This is a genomic window from Bradyrhizobium sp. PRIMUS42 (assembly GCF_023006515.1).
In the GTDB taxonomy this organism is placed as follows: Bacteria; Pseudomonadota; Alphaproteobacteria; order Rhizobiales; family Xanthobacteraceae; genus Bradyrhizobium.
Genome location: NZ_JALBGZ010001431.1, coordinates 1 through 661 on the forward strand (window position 1 = coordinate 1; position 661 = coordinate 661).

At 63.7% G+C, this 661-nt stretch carries 1 pseudogene; it reads right to left on the minus strand.

The annotated features are described in order from the left end of the window. Positions 1-174 precede the first annotated feature (174 nt). Positions 175-564, minus strand: a pseudogene (locus tag MOV75_RS40870) (CoA pyrophosphatase); the annotation flags it as partial. Positions 565-661 lie beyond the last annotated feature (97 nt).

Genomic DNA, 661 nt, shown 5'->3' on the forward strand with positions numbered 1-661 from the left:
GTCGGCCTCGCCGCCACGCGCGGCGGGCGCGAGCAAGGCGAGCGCGAGCGGAACCAGCGCAAGGCTATGTCGAGAGAGGCTATTTCGAATCGAATGATGCATGCGGACTTCCTAGCAGGCATCCGGTAACCGTCACGTTAACGCGCCGTTTACCTATTTTTTTCGTCCCTTGCGTCACTTCCAGGCGAACACCGGCTGTTCCAGCTCGGCCACGCGGGTGTGCCGGCCCGCAAGCACCTCACGGAACTGGTAGATCAGCGCCGCCGTCGGCGCGTGGATCAGGCTCATCTGATGATGAAAGCGGATGACGCGCCGCATGCTCTCGGGAATCGCAATGAAGTCGAAAGCGTCCTCGCGCTCGATCGTGGCGAGCGTGATGCGATGGACGGAAGCGACCTCGTCCGGGTTTGGTTTGATCGCGGCACTGTCGGCCGCCCACACCACCACGGGCGTGATCAAATAGCCCGAGCGGGTCGGATAGTCGTCGAGCGTGCCGAGCACCTCCGCACTGGAGAGGCGGAGGCCAAGCTCCTCGTCGAGCTCGCGCAGCGCCGCTTCGACCGGCTATGTCAGCGATTCCGAGTGCAACGTCGCCGGCGTCACCACGACGTCGCACGCCGAGATATCAGGCGATTTCAACTCGGCCTACACGGTGAAGTCG